Annotated in this window: 1 pseudogene; it reads right to left on the reverse strand. The window is 39.6% G+C overall.

The window, feature by feature from the left end:
* Positions 1-337: 337 nt before the first annotated feature.
* Positions 338-412: pseudogene (locus J7R05_RS09595) on the reverse strand (RNA polymerase subunit sigma); the annotation flags it as partial.
* Positions 413-427: the final 15 nt, after the last annotated feature.

Genomic DNA, 427 nt, shown 5'->3' on the forward strand with positions numbered 1-427 from the left:
AGCGTGATATCGTTGCATCAGAAGAAGGCATTTGAGGCATCAAATTTGTTTTTGTTGTCATAGAATGTCCATTGGCGAACTTGAAAGTCGTCATTTTTCAGCACAAAGGAAGGCAACCTTATGGAACATAAAACCTAAAACCCGTAGGAAAGTTTATACAGGCTTTTCTTGTGTTCCTAAGGATACACGCCAAACACTCTGAATTTCCTCAGATGCTGACTTTACTGTAATAGCTATAACGGGAATAAAAAAAAACAAGGCTATCAACCTTAATTATTATGCCTTTTTAGAAATTAAATGAACACAATGTACTTCCAGCCGAATAAGAATCGGGTCCTTAATCAGACTCACCATTCACTTTGACCAGCTCCTGTAAGCAATTCCGCGCCCTCCTACCACGGCTTTTAATTGTTCAAACCGCCCAACC

The sequence above is a fragment of the Bartonella capreoli genome (genome assembly GCF_902813205.1).
In the GTDB taxonomy this organism is placed as follows: Bacteria; Pseudomonadota; Alphaproteobacteria; order Rhizobiales; family Rhizobiaceae; genus Bartonella; species Bartonella schoenbuchensis.